General features: G+C 40.4%; 20 protein-coding genes. 13 read left to right on the top strand and 7 right to left on the bottom strand.

Going from position 1 to position 19,397, the window contains the following annotated elements; translation table 11 throughout:
* The first annotated feature begins 104 nt into the window (after positions 1–104).
* The 8 genes from thiC (at position 105) to F3G88_RS05180 (ending at position 7,603) form a co-directional block, all read left to right on the top strand.
* Positions 105–1,400: a phosphomethylpyrimidine synthase ThiC gene (gene thiC / locus F3G88_RS05215; RefSeq protein WP_149715555.1), complete on the top strand. Its 1,296-nt coding sequence runs from the start codon at positions 105–107 to the stop codon at positions 1,398–1,400.
* Entirely contained in the window at positions 1,394–2,494 is a 1,101-nt protein-coding gene (locus F3G88_RS05210; RefSeq protein ID WP_103573471.1) for an Mrp/NBP35 family ATP-binding protein, read from the top strand. Before thiC ends, F3G88_RS05210 begins: the two co-directional genes overlap by 7 nt.
* Positions 2,495–2,630: 136 nt before the next feature.
* A complete protein-coding gene (locus F3G88_RS05205; protein WP_002939508.1) occupies positions 2,631–2,897 on the top strand; it encodes an ACT domain-containing protein in 267 nt (88 codons plus the stop codon).
* Positions 2,898–2,906: 9 nt separating this feature from the next.
* Positions 2,907–4,244: a PFL family protein gene (locus F3G88_RS05200; RefSeq protein ID WP_149715554.1), complete on the top strand. Its 1,338-nt coding sequence runs from the start codon at positions 2,907–2,909 to the stop codon at positions 4,242–4,244.
* 103 nt (positions 4,245–4,347) lie between these two features.
* Entirely contained in the window at positions 4,348–5,037 is a 690-nt protein-coding gene (locus tag F3G88_RS05195; RefSeq protein WP_149715553.1) for a cytochrome-c oxidase, read from the top strand.
* Positions 5,038–5,224: 187 nt separating this feature from the next.
* Positions 5,225–5,677, top strand: coding sequence for a hypothetical protein (locus F3G88_RS05190; RefSeq protein WP_149715552.1), 453 nt, complete (start codon positions 5,225–5,227; stop codon positions 5,675–5,677).
* A gap of 220 nt (positions 5,678–5,897) precedes the next feature.
* The gene (locus F3G88_RS05185) at positions 5,898–7,097 is read left to right on the top strand and encodes a tetrahydrodipicolinate N-succinyltransferase N-terminal domain-containing protein (RefSeq protein WP_149715551.1); all 1,200 of its coding nucleotides are present in this window, start codon (positions 5,898–5,900) and stop codon (positions 7,095–7,097) included.
* An 11-nt stretch (positions 7,098–7,108) separates the two neighbouring features.
* Positions 7,109–7,603 (top strand): type 1 glutamine amidotransferase family protein, encoded by a 495-nt coding sequence (locus F3G88_RS05180; protein WP_002939504.1) that lies wholly within the window; start codon positions 7,109–7,111, stop codon positions 7,601–7,603.
* 47 nt (positions 7,604–7,650) lie between these two features.
* On the opposite strand, the gene F3G88_RS05175 is transcribed toward F3G88_RS05180, so the two are convergent.
* From F3G88_RS05175 to F3G88_RS05150, 7 genes are all read right to left on the bottom strand, one after another.
* A complete protein-coding gene (locus tag F3G88_RS05175; RefSeq protein ID WP_149715550.1) occupies positions 7,651–7,947 on the bottom strand; it encodes a Fic family protein in 297 nt (98 codons plus the stop codon).
* Between the two features lie 5 nt (positions 7,948–7,952).
* A complete protein-coding gene (locus F3G88_RS10245) occupies positions 7,953–8,102 on the bottom strand; it encodes a hypothetical protein (RefSeq protein ID WP_188117462.1) in 150 nt (49 codons plus the stop codon).
* Entirely contained in the window at positions 8,066–8,485 is a 420-nt protein-coding gene (locus tag F3G88_RS05170; protein ID WP_107930399.1) for a DUF4172 domain-containing protein, read from the bottom strand. Before F3G88_RS05170 ends, F3G88_RS10245 begins: the two co-directional genes overlap by 37 nt.
* 29 nt (positions 8,486–8,514) lie before the next feature.
* Positions 8,515–8,940 (bottom strand): gamma-glutamyl phosphate reductase, encoded by a 426-nt coding sequence (locus tag F3G88_RS05165; protein ID WP_107930401.1) that lies wholly within the window; start codon positions 8,938–8,940, stop codon positions 8,515–8,517.
* Position 8,941: 1 nt separating this feature from the next.
* A complete protein-coding gene (locus F3G88_RS05160; protein WP_103637399.1) occupies positions 8,942–9,736 on the bottom strand; it encodes a CsgG/HfaB family protein in 795 nt (264 codons plus the stop codon).
* A 128-nt stretch (positions 9,737–9,864) separates the two neighbouring features.
* A complete protein-coding gene (glmS, locus tag F3G88_RS05155) occupies positions 9,865–11,676 on the bottom strand; it encodes a glutamine--fructose-6-phosphate transaminase (isomerizing) (RefSeq protein ID WP_149715549.1) in 1,812 nt (603 codons plus the stop codon).
* A gap of 3 nt (positions 11,677–11,679) precedes the next feature.
* Complete coding sequence (locus F3G88_RS05150; RefSeq protein ID WP_149715548.1) at positions 11,680–14,178, bottom strand: HD domain-containing protein; 2,499 nt, start codon at positions 14,176–14,178, stop codon at positions 11,680–11,682.
* 110 nt (positions 14,179–14,288) lie between these two features.
* On the opposite strand from F3G88_RS05150, the gene mqnE reads away from it, so the two are divergent.
* From mqnE to F3G88_RS05125, 5 genes are read left to right on the top strand one after another with little or no spacing between them, the layout of a single operon-like run.
* A complete protein-coding gene (gene mqnE / locus F3G88_RS05145; RefSeq protein WP_149715547.1) occupies positions 14,289–15,353 on the top strand; it encodes an aminofutalosine synthase MqnE in 1,065 nt (354 codons plus the stop codon).
* Between the two features lie 11 nt (positions 15,354–15,364).
* Positions 15,365–16,657, top strand: a complete 1,293-nt coding sequence (locus F3G88_RS05140) for an NCS2 family permease (RefSeq protein ID WP_087583722.1) — start codon at positions 15,365–15,367, stop codon at positions 16,655–16,657.
* A gap of 12 nt (positions 16,658–16,669) precedes the next feature.
* Entirely contained in the window at positions 16,670–17,110 is a 441-nt protein-coding gene (locus F3G88_RS05135) for a phosphoribosyltransferase (protein ID WP_149715546.1), read from the top strand.
* A gap of 9 nt (positions 17,111–17,119) precedes the next feature.
* On the top strand, positions 17,120–18,337 hold the full coding sequence (locus F3G88_RS05130; protein ID WP_149715545.1) for an ArnT family glycosyltransferase: 1,218 nt from the start codon (positions 17,120–17,122) through the stop codon (positions 18,335–18,337).
* 3 nt (positions 18,338–18,340) lie between these two features.
* Positions 18,341–19,027, top strand: coding sequence for a type II secretion system protein (locus tag F3G88_RS05125; RefSeq protein WP_149715544.1), 687 nt, complete (start codon positions 18,341–18,343; stop codon positions 19,025–19,027).
* Positions 19,028–19,397: the final 370 nt, after the last annotated feature.

Below are 19,397 nucleotides of genomic sequence, written 5' to 3'. Positions count from 1 at the left end.
GCTAAATATTTCTTTTTATAGAAATAAATTTAAGTCTAGCATTTAGTTAGTTCAAAACAAAAAAGGACTAAAATGAGCCTTTAAATTTTAAAAAAAGGCTAGTAATGACAAAGACGCAGATGCACTATGCTAGGCGAGGCGAGCTCACAAAGCAGATGAGCTACGTGGCAAAGATTGAGGGAGTGAGCGAAAATTTAGTGATGGATGAGGTGGCAAAAGGTAGCATCATCATCCCAGCAAATGTAAATCATATAAATTTAAAGCCAATGGGCATAGGCAGAAAGCTAAAGACAAAGGTCAATGCAAATATCGGCAACTCAAGCCTAAGCAGTGACATTTGCGCAGAGCTTAGAAAGCTTGAAATTTGCCTAGAATTTGGCGCTGATACGGTTATGGATCTAAGCACTGACGGCGATTTAGACGCCATTAGAAGCGCTATCATAGAGCACTCAAGCGTGCCAGTTGGCACAGTGCCTATGTATGAAATTTTAAAAGAGGCAAAAGAGGTTACAAATATCACAAATGAGCTAATTTTAAGCGTGTTAGAGAAGCAAGCAAGGCAAGGGGTTAGTTACTTTACGATACACGCTGGCTTTTTGCGTGAGTTTTTGCCCCTTGTTAAAAAGCGTAAAATGGGCATAGTTAGCCGCGGCGGCAGCCTGAGCGCGAGCTACATGTCAAAGCTAAATAGGCAAAATCCATTTTATGAGATTTTTGATCAAATTTTAGAAATTTGCGCAAAATACGACGTCTCGCTCTCGCTTGGAGACGGACTTCGCCCAGGTTGCCTTTACGACGCAACAGACGAGGCGCAGCTTAGCGAGCTAAAGGTGCTTGGAGAGCTTACGCTTCGTGCGTGGCAAAAAGATGTGCAGGTGATGATAGAGGGCCCTGGTCATGTGCCATTAAGTCAAATTGAGTATAATATGAAAATCGAACAAGAGCTCTGCCATGACGCCCCATTTTACGTGCTTGGACCGCTTGTTAGCGATATCGGCGCTGGGTATGATCACATCACTTCAGCGATTGGTGGTACGATGGCAGCATATCACGGCGCTAGCATGCTTTGCTACGTGACGCAAAAAGAGCACCTAGGACTACCAAATGAAAATGACGTAAGAGAGGGCATCGTAGCTCACAAGATAGCAGCTCATGCCGCAGACGTCGCACTTGGCAAAGTTGGAGCTATCGAAAAAGATCATGCGATGAGTGATGCTAGATACGCGTTTGACTGGAACAAGCAGTTTGAGCTTAGCTTTGATCCAAAAAAGGCTAGAGAGCTTCACGATGAGAGCTTGCCAGAAGATGCGTTTAAGAGCGCTCATTTTTGTTCGATGTGCGGACCAAAATTTTGTGCATATAAAATTTCAAAAGATCTAGAAAAAGGAGAAAAATGTTAAATAAAGAAGAGGTCTTAAACAGACTAAAAGGCGTCATATATCCGGGGTTTGAGAAGGATATAGTTAGCTTTGGCTTTGTAAAAAACGTGGAGATCGGCGAGAAAATTTTAATAGAAGTCGAGATCGTTAGCTCAAGCCCAGAGGTAGCAAACGAGCTAAAAACAGACATCAAACGTGTCATGGGCTCAAATGAGTACGTGCTAAATTTGATCCAGCCAAAGATACCTGAGGAGAAAAGCAACACTCAAAGTGGCAAAAATATCGCGCCACAAGTTAAAAATTTCGTAATGGTAAGCTCTGGCAAAGGCGGCGTTGGTAAATCAACCACGACGCTAAATTTAGCCATCTCAATGGCAAAACTAGGCAAAAAAGTGGGAATTTTAGACGCTGACATCTACGGACCAAATATCCCAAGAATGCTTGGCGAAGTAAATACCCAGCCACAAGTCGTTGGCAACAAGCTAAAGCCAATCCTTAGCCACGGTGTGGAGATGATGAGTATGGGCGTTTTGATGGAAGAGGGCATGAGCCTTATCTGGCGTGGCTCGATGATCATGAAAGCGATCGAGCAGCTACTAAGAGACGTGCTTTGGAGCGAGCTTGATGTCTTGTTTCTCGATATGCCTCCAGGAACGGGCGACGCGCAGCTAACTCTAGCTCAAAGCGTGCCAGTAACGGCAGGTGTATGTGTCACAACGCCTCAAGTAGTAGCACTTGACGATAGCAAACGTGCGCTTGATATGTTTGAGAAGCTTCACATCCCAATCGCTGGTGTCATCGAGAACATGAGTGGCTTTATCTGCCCAGATAACGGCAAAGAGTATGATATCTTTGGCAAAGGCACGACTGAAGAGGTAGCAAAGGCTTACAACACTCAAATTTTAGCCGAAATTCCTATCGAGCCAGCGGTTCGTGTGGGCGGCGATAGCGGCAAACCAGTTAGCTTTTACGAGCCAAACTCAGTTACTGCAAAACGCTATGAGAGCGCAGCTGCAAGACTTTGGGAGATAATAGAAAATATAAATAACGGCGGTGGGGCTGATAACTCAGCGATCCAGCCAGTAAATGATGGCAAGAGTGCTTGCTCGAAATAAATTTACAAAAGATAAATTTTAGAGCAAATTTTAATTAAATTTGGCTACCAAAATTTAGCTTTGCTTGATGCGGAGCTTAAATTTTGTAGCCAAAATGCACTTTATATAATAAATTTAAAATTTAACAGGAGAAAAGATGAAAGCGATCGTAACCGTAGTCGGAAAAGATAGAGTTGGCATCGTTGCTGGCGTCTCAGCAAAGCTTAGCGAGCTAGGTCTAAATATAGATGATATAAGCCAGACTATTTTGAGCGACTTTTTCACGATGATGGCGGTGGTTTCAAGCGACGAAAATAAGGACTTTACAGCCTTAAGAGCGGAGCTAGATAAGCTTGGAGAGAGCCTAAAAGTAAAGATAAATATCCAAAGCTCAGCCATTTTTGATGCGATGCACAAAATTTAAGGACAAAAGATGGATATCAAAAACGTAACTGAAACTATCTCGATGATCGAGGAGCAAAATTTTGACATCAGAACGATCACGATGGGCATTAGTTTGCTTGACTGCATCGACCCTGACATAGGCAAAGCCTGCGACAAAATTTACGCAAAAATCACCACTAAAGCCAAAGACCTAGTTAGAGTGGGCAACGAAATTTCTGCCGAGCTAGGCATACCAATCGTCAATAAAAGAGTGAGCGTGACGCCTATTTCAATAATCGGCGCCGCAACGGATGCAAAAGACTACGTGATGATCGCAAAGACGCTTGATAGGGCGGCTATTGAAGTTGGTATTGATTTTATAGGTGGTTTTTCGGCTTTAGTTCAAAAGGGCTATCAAAAGGGCGATGAAATTTTGATAAATTCTATCCCGCAAGCACTAGCGCAAACCGCAAAAGTGTGCTCAAGCGTCAATGTCGGCTCAACAAAAAGTGGTATAAATATGAGCGCGGTGCGTGACATGGGGCACATCATAAAAGAGACGGCGGCAGCTTCAGAGATGGGCTGTGCGAAGCTTGTTGTCTTTGCAAACGCAGTCGAGGACAACCCTTTCATGGCTGGCGCATTTCACGGCGTGGGCGAGGCTGATGTGGTGATAAACGTCGGCGTTTCAGGCCCAGGCGTCGTAAAAAGAGCGCTTGAAAAGGTGCGTGGCGAGAGCTTTGACGTGGTGGCTGAGACTGTGAAAAAGACGGCATTTAAGATCACTCGTATCGGTCAGTTAGTTGGTCAAATGGCGAGCGAGCGCCTTGGGGTTAAATTTGGTATCGTTGATCTCTCTCTTGCTCCAACGCCAGCTGTTGGTGACTCGGTGGCTCGTGTGCTTGAGGAGATGGGGCTTGAGGCTGTTGGTACGCACGGCACGACGGCTGCGCTTGCTCTCCTAAATGATGCGGTCAAAAAAGGCGGCGTCATGGCGTGCAATCAAGTTGGCGGCTTAAGTGGTGCATTTATCCCGGTTTCAGAAGACGAGGGCATGATAGCTGCGGTGCGCGCGGGATCGTTAAATTTAGAAAAGCTTGAAGCGATGACGGCGATATGCTCGGTTGGACTTGATATGATCGCTATACCTGCGGACACGCCAAGCCAAAGTATAGCTGCGATGATCGCTGATGAGGCGGCTATCGGCGTTATAAATCAAAAAACAACGGCCGTTCGTATCATACCTCTTGGACGTGAGGGCGATATGATCGAGTTTGGCGGTCTTTTAGGAAGGGCACCTGTTATGAATATAAATAAGGCCTCAAGTGCTGATTTCATCGCTCGTGGCGGACAAATTCCAGCACCTATACATAGTTTTAAAAACTAATCTTCAAAGTCCGCTTTAAATTTGCGGACTTTCTCTTAAATTTACCCCGACTTTTCAACTGCTTTTAGTTAAAATAATAAAAATTTTAAACCAAGGAGCTAAAATGAAAATTTTATCACTGCTTACAGCGCTACTTTTTACAGCGGTATGTGGCTTTGCAAATGACGGTAAAGTAAGAAGTATCGACATCTACGTCACGCCTTACTACTCAGCAAACGCTGGCAAGGTGGAGTATGTCAAGGTCTATGATAAGATAGATGAGCTTTTAAAAAGTGGCAAAGTAGAGGACTTTAAAAAGGCAGAAAAGATCGTGCAGGACGCTTCGCAGTTAGTTAGTCCGATAACTCTTTTTGTTCTCTCAGCTCGCGCTTATGATCTTGGACTTCGCGATGATGCGGTATTTTGGTTTTACGTGGCAAAAAATCGCGCGATCTTGCTAAGAGGTGTTATAGACATGGAGGGCGAGAAATTTACTGACGTGGTGGCTGCGATAGGGGCGTTTATGAAGCTTGTTGGCGACGTGGTCAATCCTTATGCATTTTGCGACATCAAAAAGCAACAAGAGATCGCTGATAAAGCACTTGAATGGACTAAGAAAAATGCCTATGAAGCGATGTTTTCGCCAGAATTTAGCTCGCCTCACGAAGATAGAAAAGCAGCCCTTGCAAAAGGCATAGAAAAGCTTGAAGCCCGCAATAAAAAAGAGAAAGATTACTTTTTAGACAAAGACAATCTTGCTAACTTTAAAGCTATGCGCAAGCAAAATGGCACTGATGAGAAATTTTGCTTTTAAGCGGCGAGCTAAATTTAGTTGCTGTTTTAGGTTTTGCGCCTAAGACAGCAAATTTAAAGGTAGTATTTAGCTCTAACTCGCAAGTGTTGGGCACTTGAGCCCTTTAAACTACGACAAACATACTTAAAATTTAGCCTTTTGCATAAGAGGCTAGCAAGATCACAAAAATACAAAATGAGAATAAAAAATGACTTTGAAATTTGGAGAGCTTGAAAAAGTCGCGGTAGATGATGGTTTTATTTGGTACGCGCAGCTGGAGCTAAAAAGCGAGAGCTTTGGAGAAGTGCCGTTTTGCCTTGTCTGTAAAGACGAGACTGGCGTGGACGATGAGACTATTTTGCTAGCAGAGCGAATTGCCAAGGATATCGACCAACACATAAAAGAGGCGCTTGTCTTTTTAAAAGATGAGCTTAGGCGAGAGCATTGTTTGAGTGATGATGAGCTTAGCTTGCTTGACGCGCCAGTTTGTGACCTGCCCTTTAGCTCGCCGCAATGCACCTTTTATGCGCGTGATAAGCAGTGGTTGATGAGCTTTGCCGAGGGTGCGCTAGATATCTGTGAACCTTATGGTATAGGGGTGATTTTTGAGGATGAAAAGCCGCTTCGTTTAGAAAATTTAGAGCTTAGCGAGGTGTTCTAAACGTTTAAGTTTGAAGGTAGTTTAAATTTACATAATAAGAGTTATATAAATTTGAAATTTATAAGCCCTTTGGCTGTGAGTTTAGAAGCGATGGGGGATTTTTTAAGTCTAGCGTCCAAAGTCGCTTGGATTTTAGTTTTTACTAACTTTTTAAACGTCCAAAATCATAATTTCTTTAGCCATTTTTGGCTAGACTAAGAAAAAATTTAAAGGAGAATAGATGTCTAAAGAGTTTAAAGACGCAAACGAATTTAAGGAATTTTTTGAAGAATTTAGAAAAAAAGATGGTTACAAAGATCCAGTTGCTTTTGGCATCGCAAGAGTCGATCGCGGACAAAAAAATAGCGACAAAATTTTGCAAGCAAGTTACGCCGTTGTAAATTATAAAGAGAGCTTTTTAAGCGCAGCTGCTTTTATCTACGCTTTGCAAAAGTGTGATGTTGAGGTTGATTTTAGCGCTCACGAGTTCGTGACTGATCTCACGCCAAAGGTAGTAAAAAAGGCTAGCAAGCTCTTTAGCGTCTTTGAAAAAGATATAAAATCGCATAAAAACGTGGAGAATTTACACGCTGTGAAGATGGCATTTGATGACGATCTTGAGCTAAATGAGAATAAATTTAAGCTTGTATTTTTATTTTATGACGCAAAGCCACTTAGCGTGGAGGCCGTCTATCTCAAGCTTTACTTGATCTCACTTGGTAAGGTCGCACCTAGGACGATCGTGCTTGATGGATCATTTGGGGTGTTACCAAATGTCGCATGGACTAGCCAAAACATCCCGATCGAGCTTGAGTGGCTAAGAGAAAATGAAATTTCTCTAAAGATGTTTGGCGAGTATCCAGCGATCGTAAGTGTCGATAAATTCCCAAGATTTCTAAGTCACATCATCCCAGCTGATAACACGAGAATTTTAGACGCTGCCAAAGTCCGCATGGGCGCAGCTGTGCATCCTGGCACAGTCGTCATGCCAGGGGCTGCTTACATCAACTTTAACGCAGGCACGACTGGTGGCGTGATGGTTGAGGGCAGGGTCAGCAGCTCTGTCGTCGTGGGCGAGGGCAGTGACGTTGGCGGCGGAGCTAGCATACTTGGCGTGCTAAGCGGCACAAACGGCAACCCTGTAAGCATCGGCAAACACTGCTTGCTTGGCGCAAACTCAGTTACTGGCGTGCCACTTGGTGATAACTGCATCGTGGATGCTGGCATAGCGGTGCTTGAGGGCACAAAGGTCTATATCTCGGCAAGCGAGCGCGAAAAGCTAGCTAAGCTAAATCCAGAGTTTAAATTTGAAGCTGAAATTTACAAAGCGCTTGAGCTTGGCGGGCTAAACGGGCTTCATTTTAGACAAAATAGCCAAACAGGTCAGATCACCGCGAGTGCTAGCAAAAGGGCGATCAAGCTAAATGAGGCACTTCATTAAAAGGAGCTAGCATGAAAGTTGGCATTTTGATGTTTGACAAGATAAATTTGTTAAGCTTTGCCAAAATTTATGATTTTTTGCATAAATTTGAAGGTTTTAACATCAAAACCTACGCCCTAAAGCCTGAGATAGTCGATGAATTTGGCGTCAGGCTTCATCCTGAAATTTATGCTGAGAGCCTTTACGGCGTGGATATCTTGGTCGTGCCAGATGGCGTTGGAGCGCTTGGGCTAAGGTATGATGAGATATTTTTAAGCTGGATAAAAAGCTCAGCGAGTGCGAAATTTAAGATCGGCTTTGACCTTGGCGTGCTCATCCTTGGCGGGGCTGGATTTTTAGAGGACAGAGAGGCTTGCATAAGAGGCGGATATAAAAACGCGCTAAGTGGCTACTGTGAGGTAAATGACGCTAAGATGTGCGAGAGCAGGGGTGTGATAAGCGTTAGCGAATTTGATGATGAGATCAAAGAGCAGCTCGCAAAAATCCTAAGTAAAGATAAAATTTAAGGGCTTTGGCTCTTAAATTTGATAGAAATTTTATCTTTTTAATGAGCTTATAGCTTGTTTATGGCGCTATTTACCGCTTCTAAATGCCACTTTATCCACGCTGTGAAGTCAAAGTTTAAATTATTTTCAAGCTTTGTTGTCTGCTCTAAAATTTTATAATAATCTTTTTTATTTGCATAAATAACGCTCGATATTGAAAATGGCTCAATGCTCTCACCAGCCAAGCAGTAGTGCGCCAAAGCCCTTGCCATGCGTCCGTTGCTGTCATCATAAGGATGGATGATCACAAACCAAAGGTGCGCTAAGGCGCTTTTTACATAGGCGTTTTCGTGATTTTTATTGATAAAATTTAAAAAATTTCATCCTCTACGCGCTCTGCTGGCAAGGCTTCATAGTGGATTTGCACATTTTTTGAAGGACCTGAGACGACGCTCATCTCATCATCTCTAAATTTAGCTCTTTTTATCTTGTAAATTTTGCTATGGCTATATTCAAACAAGGCATTGTGCCAGCCATGTGCCGCTCGAAGTTCATAGGGGCTTTGTTTAAATTTGCATCAAGCATTAGCGAGGCTAGATTATCACTGTGCCTAGTCGCATGAGTGTCGGCTAGCCAGTCAAAATTTTCATCTAGTCTCTTTTTTACCGATGAGCGAATGTTTAATCTTTTAAGCCTCTCGCCCTCTATGAGAGATGAGTAAAAGATCTCATCTTCTAGGGCGTTAATTTGCACCTTTAAAAGATCGTTTCTGTTGATCTTATTTGTTATCTCTTTTAAAATTTCGTGATCTTGCTCTAGTTTATTTGCAAAGGTGCTTATTGCTCTTTTGTCGAAAGAAAAATTTGGATAGTTAGGATGTTGCCATATCCACAGGTTTTGCATTAAATTTCTTTAAAGATCATGACTTTAGCCTATCTATAAGGTCTTCTATACTCTCTTCTAGCGTCATTGTAGCCACGTCTATATCCACGCTCAAAACCATCATCATAGTCATCGTCGTTGTAGTAGCCGCCGCGGTAACCACGCTGAAATCTATCAAATCTTTCGTACTCATTTTGATAGTATGGGCGGTAGTTAGGCGGATATGGCGCATAGTTTGGATCAACAGGATAGTAGCCACTCATGCGGCAACTATCCTCATCAAAATCTTTCAATCCAAAACGAAATTTATATCCGTCTATCTTTTTACTAAGGGCGTCATAGTTTCTCGTGTCGCCATAAAATTTAGCCATTTCTCTTTCGTTTATAAGTTTGCAAAGCCCGATCTCTATCTTTTTAGTATAGTTTACAGCTAGCAACATCGTAAATGTACAAAACAAAATGGCTATAAATTTCATCTTAGTCTCCTATTTTTATATTTCCGCCTTTGCCAAGACCACCTTTTACATTTTGGACTTTATAATCTTTTAGCGCGACTATAAGTTGGTTCATCGCGTCCATAAAAGCATTTACGATCATTCTGCCCTCTGGTGTCTTTGTGTAGCCACCAAGTCCAGCGCTCACACGTGAAAATGAATTTGATCCCATGCCAAAGAAGTCAAAGTTGCTATCACTTCCAACTGCACCAGCGATCTGTACACCTGAGCGGTTGTCTATGAGAAGCAAAGATGTTTGTGTTTCGCTCTTTGAAAAGCCTCCGCTTACCTTGCCAGCAACGTTGCCAAAGACAGCGCCTACAAGTCCGCTGATACCGCCAGTATCCTCTTTGCTAAATGTGATCTCTGGCTGCATGGTATAATCAGCCGCTACGACTTGACCTTTGTGAAATTTAGAGCCTTTTCTTAGCTCGCCACTAGCTTCAAGCGCGCGCTCTTGCATCATATTATCCATACTGCGGCCACGCTCTACTATGACGAAGCAACCAGTTTGCTGAGCTAAAATTCTTAGCACTGGCACTGTTGAGCCAAGCTGATAATCTCTAGTTAGATATGAGTACCATGAGCTACTTTGATCTTCGTAAAAAGATAACGTTCCTAGTGTTTGGCTGCAACGCTCGATTTTCGTGTTGGCATTTTTGGCTGTATCACCTGCTGCAGCGCCAGTTACACCGCTATTGCTGCTAGCGCACCCAGCAAATAAACAAAGAGCGGCAACGCTGCTAAAGACCTTAGATACTAAAAATCTCTTTTTCATGAAGATCCTTTTTAATGTAATTAGAAGTGCAAATATTATAAGAAAATAATATTTTGTGAAAACTTAAATTTTAAAAGAAAAATATAAAAGTAAAATTTAAGCGGCCAGCAAGATGCCAGCCACATAAATTATTCGACAGTTACGCTTTTTGCGAGATTTCTTGGCATATCGACGTTGTTGCCAAGTCTAACAGAAATTTCAAGTGCAAGTAGCTGAAGTGCTAGCATCATCTCGAAAAATTCGCTCATATAGTGATCTTGAACGCTTGTTTTTACGTAGTCATCGCTTAGTTCAAACTCAAGTGGGCTTATCGCTAGGATGTAAGCATCTCTTGCAGCAAGCTCCTCGACGTTACTTTTTGTCTTTTCATATAGTAAGTTTTGAGGCATTAAAGCGATTGTAAATAGCTTCTCGTCTGCAAGCGCAATAGGTCCGTGCTTCATCTCGCCTGATGGATAGCCCTCGGCGTGAAGATATGAAATTTCTTTAAGTTTTAACGCACCTTCAAGTGCTAGCGGATAGAAGATATCTCTACCGATAAAGAAGAAGCCATGACCGTGCAGATAGTGCTTGCTTAGGCGGTGAAGCTTCTCTTGCAAAGAGTTATCTATATTTAAAATTTGTGGGATGTGAAGAAGCGTTTTGATCTCGTGATCAAGCTCTTTTTTGCTGATAGATCCCTTTGCAGATGCCATTTGAAGCACAAGCATCCAAAGTACGATGATTTGCGTAGCAAAGGCCTTTGTACTTGCCACACCTTTTTCGATGCCAGCGCGAGTTAGAAGTGTATTATCAGCTAGTCTAACGATAGAAGAGTTATCGACGTTGCAGATAGCAAGCGTTCTAAGCCCAGCCTCTTTTGCTATCCTAAGCGCCTCAAGAGTATCAGCTGTCTCGCCACTTTGCGAGATGACGATGAAGAGTGAGTTTTTGTTTAGATAAGGCTTTCTATATCTAAATTCGCTTGCTACTTCGACCTTTGTTCTAACTTTAGCAAGTCTTTCAAAAAGATAGCTTGCAACAAGCGCTGCATGGTAGCTCGTACCGCACGCACAAAGCACGACATCATCGATGCCTTTTAGGTATTCATCGTCTAAATTTTCAAGGGTGACTTTGTGGTTTTTAACTCTGCCCATGATGGTTTCAGATACGACTGCGCCTTGCTCGTAAATTTCTTTCTCCATAAAAAATGTATAACCCTCTTTTTGGGCATAGCTCTTATCTTTTGGCAGTGCGTTAAATGTTATGCTAGCCTTTTTGCCGTGTTTAAAAACAGCTATCTCGTCTAAGCTCACGTAGCCGTAGTTGTTGTCATCAAGATATGCTACTTCTGTTGCGTTGCCGATGAGTGGGGCATCTGATGAGGCAAAATATAGCTCTTTTTTATCGCTTTTGCCTATCGCCATAGGAGCGGCATCTTTTGCGAAAAATATCTTATCAGGTGCAGTTTTGGTGATAAGTAGCGTCGCATAAGCGCCTCTAAGCTTTGCGATAGTCGCCTCATAAGCCTTAAATGGGTCTTTTTTCTCTTTTAAAATTTCTTCAAAAAGGTGCACGATCACTTCGGTATCGGTTTGGCTCACAAATTTCACGCCATTTGCCTCAAGCTCATCTTTAAGCTCTTTGTAGTTTTCGATGATGCCGTTGTGAACGACAAATGAGTGCTCGCCAAGGTGCGGGTGAGCATTTATCTCAGTTGGTTTGCCGTGAGTTGCCCAGCGTGTGTGACCTATCGCCACGCCAAAGCCCTCTGATGTAAAGTCCTTTGTCTTTAGGGCTAAATTTTCAAGCTTGCCGACCGCTTTAAAGAAGTCGATCTTGCCATCACTCATCACAGCCATGCCAGCGCTGTCGTATCCACGATACTCAAGCTCTTTTAGACCGCTTAAAATGACCTCTTTTTTCTCTTTATCTCCGATGTATCCTACGATTCCACACATGTTTTACTCGCTTATTAATAAATTTAATATCTCTTCGCCTTTACTCTCAAGTCGCTCGTTTTTCTCGATCAAAAAGAGATTTCTCGTTCTATTTTTAACCGTCTGAATTCTCGCACTCGTGACTTGAAAATGAAGTCTGTCAAAAACACTCATCACATAAGCCATTAGCCCGCGCTGATCTTTTGCGTTGATGCTAAGTTTGGCGTAATCTTTTGAGTGATTTAGCTCGAAGTTTATCTCATCTTTGTTAATATTTGGTTTCAATGGCTCTCTTAAAACCTCGCTATTTAGTGATTTTAGGGCTAAAATTTTAGTGTTTTCAAGCTCATGGTTTTTTACATTTTGGTTAAAGTCAAGCCTGATATAAAATTTCTTCTCAAAAAGCTCAAATATCTCCATATACGCAAGGTCAAATTTGGCAAATTCATAGAGCAGGGCGCTTAAATTTAGGCTCTTGTTTGTATAAATTTGAATGCTTAAATTTTTACTATTGTTTATGAAAATTTCTGTTTCGTTTAAGCTATCAGCCACTTTGCTTAAATTTATGATCTCGCTCGCGCTATATTTTGTAAAGACCAAATTTGATGTGATCTTAAAAATTTTCTCTTGTAGCTTTGGCTCAAGCGCCAAAAACTCGCTATTTCGTTTTATAGACTGCTCTTTTTTTACTCGCCTTGTCGCTTCATCAAGTAAATTTTCATCGCTAAATGCGCTAAGAGAAATTTCATAAAGCTCCCTTAAAAGCTTTGCTGTGTATGCGTTGTAAAGCTTCTCATTTGTGGCGTTTATCACGCAGTAGCTAAGGATGTAAAGTAGCTTTAAGACCTGCTTGTCGCCAAGCTTTGAGATAAAGGCAAAGATGACGCGCTGCGAGTAGATGTCCTCTCTGTTTGAGACGTTGCTCATTAGGGTGTGGTATTTTATCAAGATGACGCCGACGTTGATAGCTTTTTGGCTTAAATTTAGCTTGTTCGCGTAGGCTCTAAAGATGTTTGCGCCGATGTTTGCGTGATCTTTGCCGCCAAGTCCTTTACCAACGTCATGCATAAGCGTCACGATCTTTAGCATCGTTTTGCCCTCCAAGCAAAGCTCAGCGTAGAGATTTTTTATAAATTTATCTTTTATATTTTCAAGAAATTTGACGCTTAAAACGCTATGCTCATCAACCGTAAATTCGTGATAGCCGTCATATTCTGCTAGCTGGGAGATATGCTCCATCGGTTTTATCAAAATTTGTATCATCTGTGCATCGAGCAAGGATTTTAAGATAGCGTAGGAATTTTCTCTTAAAAATATCTTCTTAAACTCGCTTATAGCGCGCTCTAAGCCATCTTTTGTGATGATGGCTCGCTTGATATAAAAGATCGTGCTTATATCAAATTTATAATCCACATCTTTTAGCTCCAAAAGCTCATTTATGAGATCCTCGATAAGGGCTGGCTTTTTGTGAAGTGGCACGTAGATGACGCCATTTATCTCGTAAAAGCCATTTTTTAGCCTAGCAAATTTTCTCTGCTCGAAGCTTAACTCGCTTTTGAAAAATGGCCTACAAAGCGAAGCTGCGATAAATCTTGAATAAATGGCTACGTTATTCATCGAGTTTAGCATCTTTTGGCTGATGACGCTCTCGTTGTCTTGCAGCTTTTTGGACTTTGTCTGCATGAAATTTGTCGTGATCTCAACACTTGAGGCGCTGAAAGTGTCGGTGTTTTGAGTTAAATTTAAAGCACTTAGCAAACTTAGTAAAAAGTCCACATTTAGGTTAAAGCTAGCGATCTCTTTTTCATTCATCACTTTAAGCGCTTGCGATCTAACCGAAACGTCGCTATCAAGGCAGTTTAGTATGCAGTTTAAGCGGTAAATTTCATCGATCCCGCCAAAGCCATTTTTTAAATTTGGCTCTTGTGTCAAGTAGCTTATGCTAGAAAATGGCAAAAATGCCTTTAAATGGTAGTTTAAAAAGGCTTTTTTATCAAATTCTTTTATCTTTATGATCTCGCTTTTTACTAAGCGGTAGAGGCTTTTTGAGCCGCAGATGTAGCGAAGTTGCGAGGCTTCGCTTTTAAATTTAAGGTCATCTTTGAAATTTATAAAAATTTCATCCACTTCGGCGCTTTTTATTACAAATTTCATGCCAGAGCTATCTAAAATTTCAGAAAATTCTTTTAAGAAATTTTTTATATTATAGCCCTTTAAATTTTTATAAACTAGTAAAATTTCAAGCTCGCTATTTGCGCTAAGTAGCGTTTGAGCGTATTTGCCAGTGGCTAGAACGCTAAAAGCAAAGCTGTCATTTTGTGGCACAAACTCATCAAAAAATTCTCGCATAGTTTCATTTAAATAAGATTTTATAAAATCATCATACTCTTTGGCTAAGAAATTTGTGAAATTTCTGCCTTGGTTTTTTTGAAAATGTTTTGGCAAATTTGCCTTAAAATCAAGAAATTTCTCTTTGATCTTTGAATAATTATCGCTATTTTTGGCACTTCTATCAGCTAGCATTTAGTGTTTCCATTGTTAAAAATATCTTGGCAAATGTTACATAATTTTTGCAAAAACAAAGCTTTATTTGCTTATAATAAAGCCTTAAGTTCAGCTTTAGGACGATATAAATAATGAATCTATTACAAAAACTAGAAAGTGGCGAGAGATTAAGTAAGCAAGAGGCTTTTTCGCTTTATGAGCTTGATCTTTTTACCTTGGCTAAATTTGCCGACAAAAAGCGCAGAAAACTGCACGGCAACAAGGTCTTTTTTAACGTAAATCGCCATATAAATCCAACAAATATCTGTGCTGACATCTGTAAATTTTGCGCATTTTCAGCCCACAGAAAAAATCCAAATCCATACCTAATGAGCCACGAAGAAATTTTAAAGATCGTTGATGAGAGCGTGAGTCACGGCGTAAAAGAGATACACATCGTCTCCGCCCACAACGCAACTAGCGGTTGGCAGTGGTATTTAGAAATTTTTAAAAAGATAAAGGCAGCTCATCCAGAGCTTCACGTAAAGGCGATGACTGCGGCTGAGATTGATTTTTTATCAAGGCATTACGGCTTAAGCTACGATGAGGTGATAGAAAAGATGCTTGAATACGGCGTCGATAGCATGCCAGGGGGTGGGGCTGAAATTTTTGACGAAGAGGTCAGGGCTAAAATTTGCAAAGGCAAGGTAAGTAGCGATAACTGGCTCAAAATTCACAAAATGTGGCACGATAAAGGCAGACAAAGCAACGCAACAATGCTTTTTGGACACATAGAAAGCCGTGAAAATAGGATCGATCACATGCTAAGGATCAGGGACTTGCAGGATGAAACTGGCGGATTTAACGCATTTATCCCGCTTGTCTATCAAAGAGAAAACAACTACTTAAAAGATGTGAAATTTCTAGGATCAGCTGAAATTTTAAAGACTATGGCGATATCTCGCTTGGTGCTTGATAACGTCCCACACATAAAGGCATACTGGGCCACTTCGACGCTAAATTTAGCCATGATAGCTCAGGAATTTGGCGCTGATGATCTTGATGGCACAATAGAAAAAGAGAGCATACAAAGTGCAGCCGGCGCAAATAGCGCAAATGGCGTCACACTAAAGACATTTTGTGATCTCATAAAAACATCTGGTTTTACGCCGGTTGAGCGTGATAGCCTATATAACGAACTTAAAATTTACTAAAGGAGCTTGGGGTGAAATTTTTTGACTTAGCACAAAACAAAACGAGTGTGAAGCAGGAATTTGGAGCGGGACTTACGACATTTTTAGCGATGATGTATATTGTGCCGGTAAATGCGATCATTATGAGCAAAACTGGCATGCCTTATGAGGCGCTAATAACAGCAACTGCGCTAATTACCATATTTTCTACTGTATTAAATGGTCTTTGGGCGAACACGCCAGTAGCGATGAGCGTTGGTATGGGGCTTAACGCTTATTTTACATTTGGTCTTTGCATCGGTATGAAAGTGCCTTGGCAAACGGCTCTTGGCGTTGTTTTTCTAAGCGGCGTGATATTTGTCGTCTTGTCTTTTACAAATTTTAGAATGTGGATAATAAGATCCATCCCACTTGATCTAAGAAGAGCGATAAGCGCTGGCATAGGCACGTTTATCAGCTTTGTTGCGTTTCAGCAAATGGGTTTTATAGTAAATAACGACGCAGTTTTAGTCGGCATAGGAAATTTCAGAGATCCAAACGTGCTTCTTGGCGTTTTGGGGCTATTTTTGGTTATTTGCTTTTGGGCGTGGAAGATAAAGGGTGCGTTTATCCTAGCTGTGCTTGTCACTTCAGTGATCGCTTGGGTGCTTGGCATCGCTCCTCATCCAACAGAAATTTTCTCAACTCCAGCCTCTATCTCACCGATATTTTTAGAGCTCGACATAAAAGGTGCCTTTAGCCTAGCTTTACTCCCAGTTATTATCACATTTTTTGTGACCGATCTTTTTGACTCGATAGGCACGCTAGCTGGCGTTGGCACAAGGGCTGGGATATTTGACGAAAACAAAAAAGATGGCGTCGTAAAACTTGAAAAAACTCTTGAAGCTGACGCTGTTGCTACTGCAGCTGGCTCGCTTGTAGGTGTAAGTACGACCACATCGTTTGTAGAGAGCGCAAGCGGCGTAGAAGAGGGCGGCAGGACTGGTTTAACGGCTGTATTTTGTGGGCTTTTATTTATACTTACATTATTTATGTTGCCACTTTTTAAAGCGATCCCTGGTAACGCCATCTATCCGATCCTTGTAATGGTTGGCGTGCTTATGTTTGCTGAGCTTGCTAGCATAAATTTCAAAGATCCAGCCATCGCTGTTGCGACATTTTTCATAGTTGTGCTCATCCCGCTTACTTACTCGATCACAAATGGCCTTGCATTTGGCTTTATGTCATACGTCATAGTTAAGCTCATAAAGAGAGAATTTAGCGATATAAATTTAGGCGTAGTCGTGCTAGCGCTCATTAGTTTTATCGTATTTTTAGTGCATTGATAAGGATTAAAGATGATATTTTATAGCTACGATGAATTTGCCGTTGATGTCAAAAGGATGGCAAAACAGATAAAAGATGAGTTTGATCCAGAGGTAATACTAGCTGTGGCAAGAGGCGGTCTAACGCTTGGTCACTCGCTAGCTGTCGCGCTTGAAAATAGAAATTTATTTACATTAAATTCTATCCACTACGAGGATACAAACAAGCTTGATACGATACAAATTTTTAATGTGCCAGATCTTAGCAGATACACTAAAATTTTGCTTGTTGATGACATCATCGATAGCGGCGAGAGCATGGTTGAGATAAAAAGAGAGCTGCTTAAACGCTATCCAAATTTAGATATAAAGATAGCTACTGTATTTTATAAAGAGAAGGCTCTACTTTTGCCTGAATTTAAGGTAAAAGAGGCTCATGACTGGGTTGAGTTTTTCTGGGATATACATATTTAAGGGCTAAATTTGTTAGAAAGAGTTAGAGAATTTGCTAGCAGGCACATTGCTTTTAGCGTATTTTTGATATGTTTGATTGATTTTGTATTTCTACTTTATGCGGCAAATTCTCTTAGCATAAGCTACAACGAGGCTGAAATTTTCTTTCAAAAGCACAGCCTTCTTGGCTACATCTTAAAACTAAGCGCCCATTTTTTTGGTCAAAATGACCTTGCTGTGCGAGGCGTGATGATCTTTTTTCACATCGCAAGCGTAGTTTTGATGTATAAGGTGAGTAAATTTTACATCAAGCTTGAGTTTGACAGGATTATAGCGGTCCTACTTTTTGTTCTGCTTCCTGGCACGCTGGCTTCAGCCCTTATCATAAATAACGCTGGAATTTGCATCACTTTAGCGCTTTTGTGCATATATCTTTTTCATATTAAAAAGAAAATTTTATTTAGTCTCTTTTTCTGCCTGGCCTTTTTCATAGATGGCGATTTTTTGATATTTTATGCAGGATTTTTTATATTTGCACTTTATAAACGAAAGCCGCCACTTGCATGGCTCAGTGCCATTTTATTTTTGCTGACACTTTACTTTTTTGGCTTTGAAACAAATGGCAGACCAAGTGGACACTTTATCGATACTTTTGGCATATTTGCTGCTGTTTTTTCGCCATTTGTCTTTATCTTTTTTGTATATACGATTTATAGAATTTGGGTTAAGGAAAAGAAGGATCTTTTGTGGTTTATCGCCATTTGCTCATTTTGCTTTTGTATGATAGTCTCTGTGCGCCAAAGGCTAGAGCTTGAGCAGTTCTTGCCATTTTGTGTGATCGCAACACCACTTATGGTAAGAGTTTTTTTCAACTCATATCGCGTGAGACTGCCAAAATTTAGAAAAGGCCATAAAATTTGCACTAGCTTAGTGATGCTTTTTTTGATATTTAACTGGTCAGCGATCATCTTTAATCAAGTTTTTTACCTATTTTTAAGTGACCCTACAAAACATCTCACTTATAAATTTGATGTAGCAAAAGAGCTAGCAGATAAGCTAAAAGAGGCTGGAGTGCAAGATATAGCGACTGAGGATACAAGGCTTGCGCTAAGGCTTAAATTTTATGGTATAAAAACAAAAAGTTACTCTAAAAATTTATTAGCAAGTGCCGATTTAGATGAGAAGTCAAAATTTAGTATAGAAAAAATGGGAAAAGTAGTTGCAAATTTCAATATCAAGGAACGATAAACTATGAAAAAAAGAGCTTTTACTATGATAGAGCTTGTTTTTGTTATTGTTGTTGTTGGAATTTTGGCTGCCATTATGATCCCAAAACTAAATAGAAATGCCTCAAGAGAAGCGGCAAACCAGATCCTAACTCATATAAGATACACTCAACACCTCGCTATGCAGGATGATAAGTATTCTATTGCCGAAAAAGGATGGGCAAAACAGCGTTGGACGATAGCTTTTGCGAAAGATAAAGTAGATAGTTGTTCGGTTGATAAAAATAATGAGTTAACTTGGAAATATAGTGTATATTATGATAAAAGTATGACTGGAAATCCGAATTCACAAGATGAGTTTGCAAGTGATATTTATAAGACTGGAAAGTTACTAACAGCTGGCTGGAGTGGTATGTCAGGTGGTGACTGTAAAAAGATAAACAAAGAGCTAAATATAGAAAAAAGATTTGGTATAACAGATGTAACTCTATCTGGCGGATGTGTAAAAGGAAATGCTAAGAAAAAAATCGCTTTTGATGAAATGGGACGACCGATGTGGTCAATAAGCACCGTTGGTGGTGGTATAAAGCGACCATACGATAGACTTGTTAAAAAAGATTGCAGTATAACAATAACTGATAAACGCGGTAATCAAACAACCATTACTATAGAAAAAGAAAGTGGCTTTGCATCCATAAAAGAAAATAGTTAAATTTGATTAAAAATTTATAGTTTTTATTTTTTAAAAAAGTTGCCATTTTTTAATCTGCATTTAAGCATCCCTCATATATAATTCCAGCTCACGAAACGAGAAACCACCTTTAACTTCAACGTTAATAAAGCCTTTTTCTTATCGTTGTTCTTTTAACTTACAATTGTTAAACTATTAGTCAATCTTTGAAATCTAAACAAGTGATCGATTGAGCCAGTCTATTATGCTTAAATAATAGATTAGACAAACTAATATAAAAACTAAAAGTTTTTTTGATTAAAAACTTCATAATAAATACTAAAAGCAATTTTAGTAAAAACATTAATTACTAGATTACATTAGCAATCTTAGTCTTTAGTGTTGCTTCTTA

This window comes from Campylobacter concisus (assembly GCF_902460675.1).
In the GTDB taxonomy this organism is placed as follows: domain Bacteria; phylum Campylobacterota; class Campylobacteria; order Campylobacterales; family Campylobacteraceae; genus Campylobacter_A; species Campylobacter_A concisus_AJ.
The sequence above is the reverse complement of the archived record's forward strand: the minus strand, read 5'-3'. Positions and strand labels throughout refer to the sequence as shown.

What these genes read in the sequence shown, in the direction of transcription:
- F3G88_RS05150 (WP_149715548.1), bottom strand. Translation starts at nt 14,178, where the DNA reads ATGCTAGCTGATAGAAGTGCCAAAAATAGCGATAATTATTCAAAGATC.
- F3G88_RS05195 (WP_149715553.1), top strand. Translation starts at nt 4,348, where the DNA reads ATGAAAATTTTATCACTGCTTACAGCGCTACTTTTTACAGCGGTATGT.
- F3G88_RS05185 (WP_149715551.1), top strand. Translation starts at nt 5,898, where the DNA reads ATGTCTAAAGAGTTTAAAGACGCAAACGAATTTAAGGAATTTTTTGAA.
- F3G88_RS05190 (WP_149715552.1), top strand. Translation starts at nt 5,225, where the DNA reads ATGACTTTGAAATTTGGAGAGCTTGAAAAAGTCGCGGTAGATGATGGT.
- F3G88_RS05170 (WP_107930399.1), bottom strand. Translation starts at nt 8,485, where the DNA reads ATGCAAAACCTGTGGATATGGCAACATCCTAACTATCCAAATTTTTCT.
- F3G88_RS05165 (WP_107930401.1), bottom strand. Translation starts at nt 8,940, where the DNA reads ATGAAATTTATAGCCATTTTGTTTTGTACATTTACGATGTTGCTAGCT.
- F3G88_RS05160 (WP_103637399.1), bottom strand. Translation starts at nt 9,736, where the DNA reads ATGAAAAAGAGATTTTTAGTATCTAAGGTCTTTAGCAGCGTTGCCGCT.
- F3G88_RS05180 (WP_002939504.1), top strand. Translation starts at nt 7,109, where the DNA reads ATGAAAGTTGGCATTTTGATGTTTGACAAGATAAATTTGTTAAGCTTT.
- F3G88_RS05205 (WP_002939508.1), top strand. Translation starts at nt 2,631, where the DNA reads ATGAAAGCGATCGTAACCGTAGTCGGAAAAGATAGAGTTGGCATCGTT.
- thiC (WP_149715555.1), top strand. Translation starts at nt 105, where the DNA reads ATGACAAAGACGCAGATGCACTATGCTAGGCGAGGCGAGCTCACAAAG.
- F3G88_RS05135 (WP_149715546.1), top strand. Translation starts at nt 16,670, where the DNA reads ATGATATTTTATAGCTACGATGAATTTGCCGTTGATGTCAAAAGGATG.
- F3G88_RS05125 (WP_149715544.1), top strand. Translation starts at nt 18,341, where the DNA reads ATGAAAAAAAGAGCTTTTACTATGATAGAGCTTGTTTTTGTTATTGTT.
- F3G88_RS05210 (WP_103573471.1), top strand. Translation starts at nt 1,394, where the DNA reads ATGTTAAATAAAGAAGAGGTCTTAAACAGACTAAAAGGCGTCATATAT.
- glmS (WP_149715549.1), bottom strand. Translation starts at nt 11,676, where the DNA reads ATGTGTGGAATCGTAGGATACATCGGAGATAAAGAGAAAAAAGAGGTC.
- F3G88_RS05200 (WP_149715554.1), top strand. Translation starts at nt 2,907, where the DNA reads ATGGATATCAAAAACGTAACTGAAACTATCTCGATGATCGAGGAGCAA.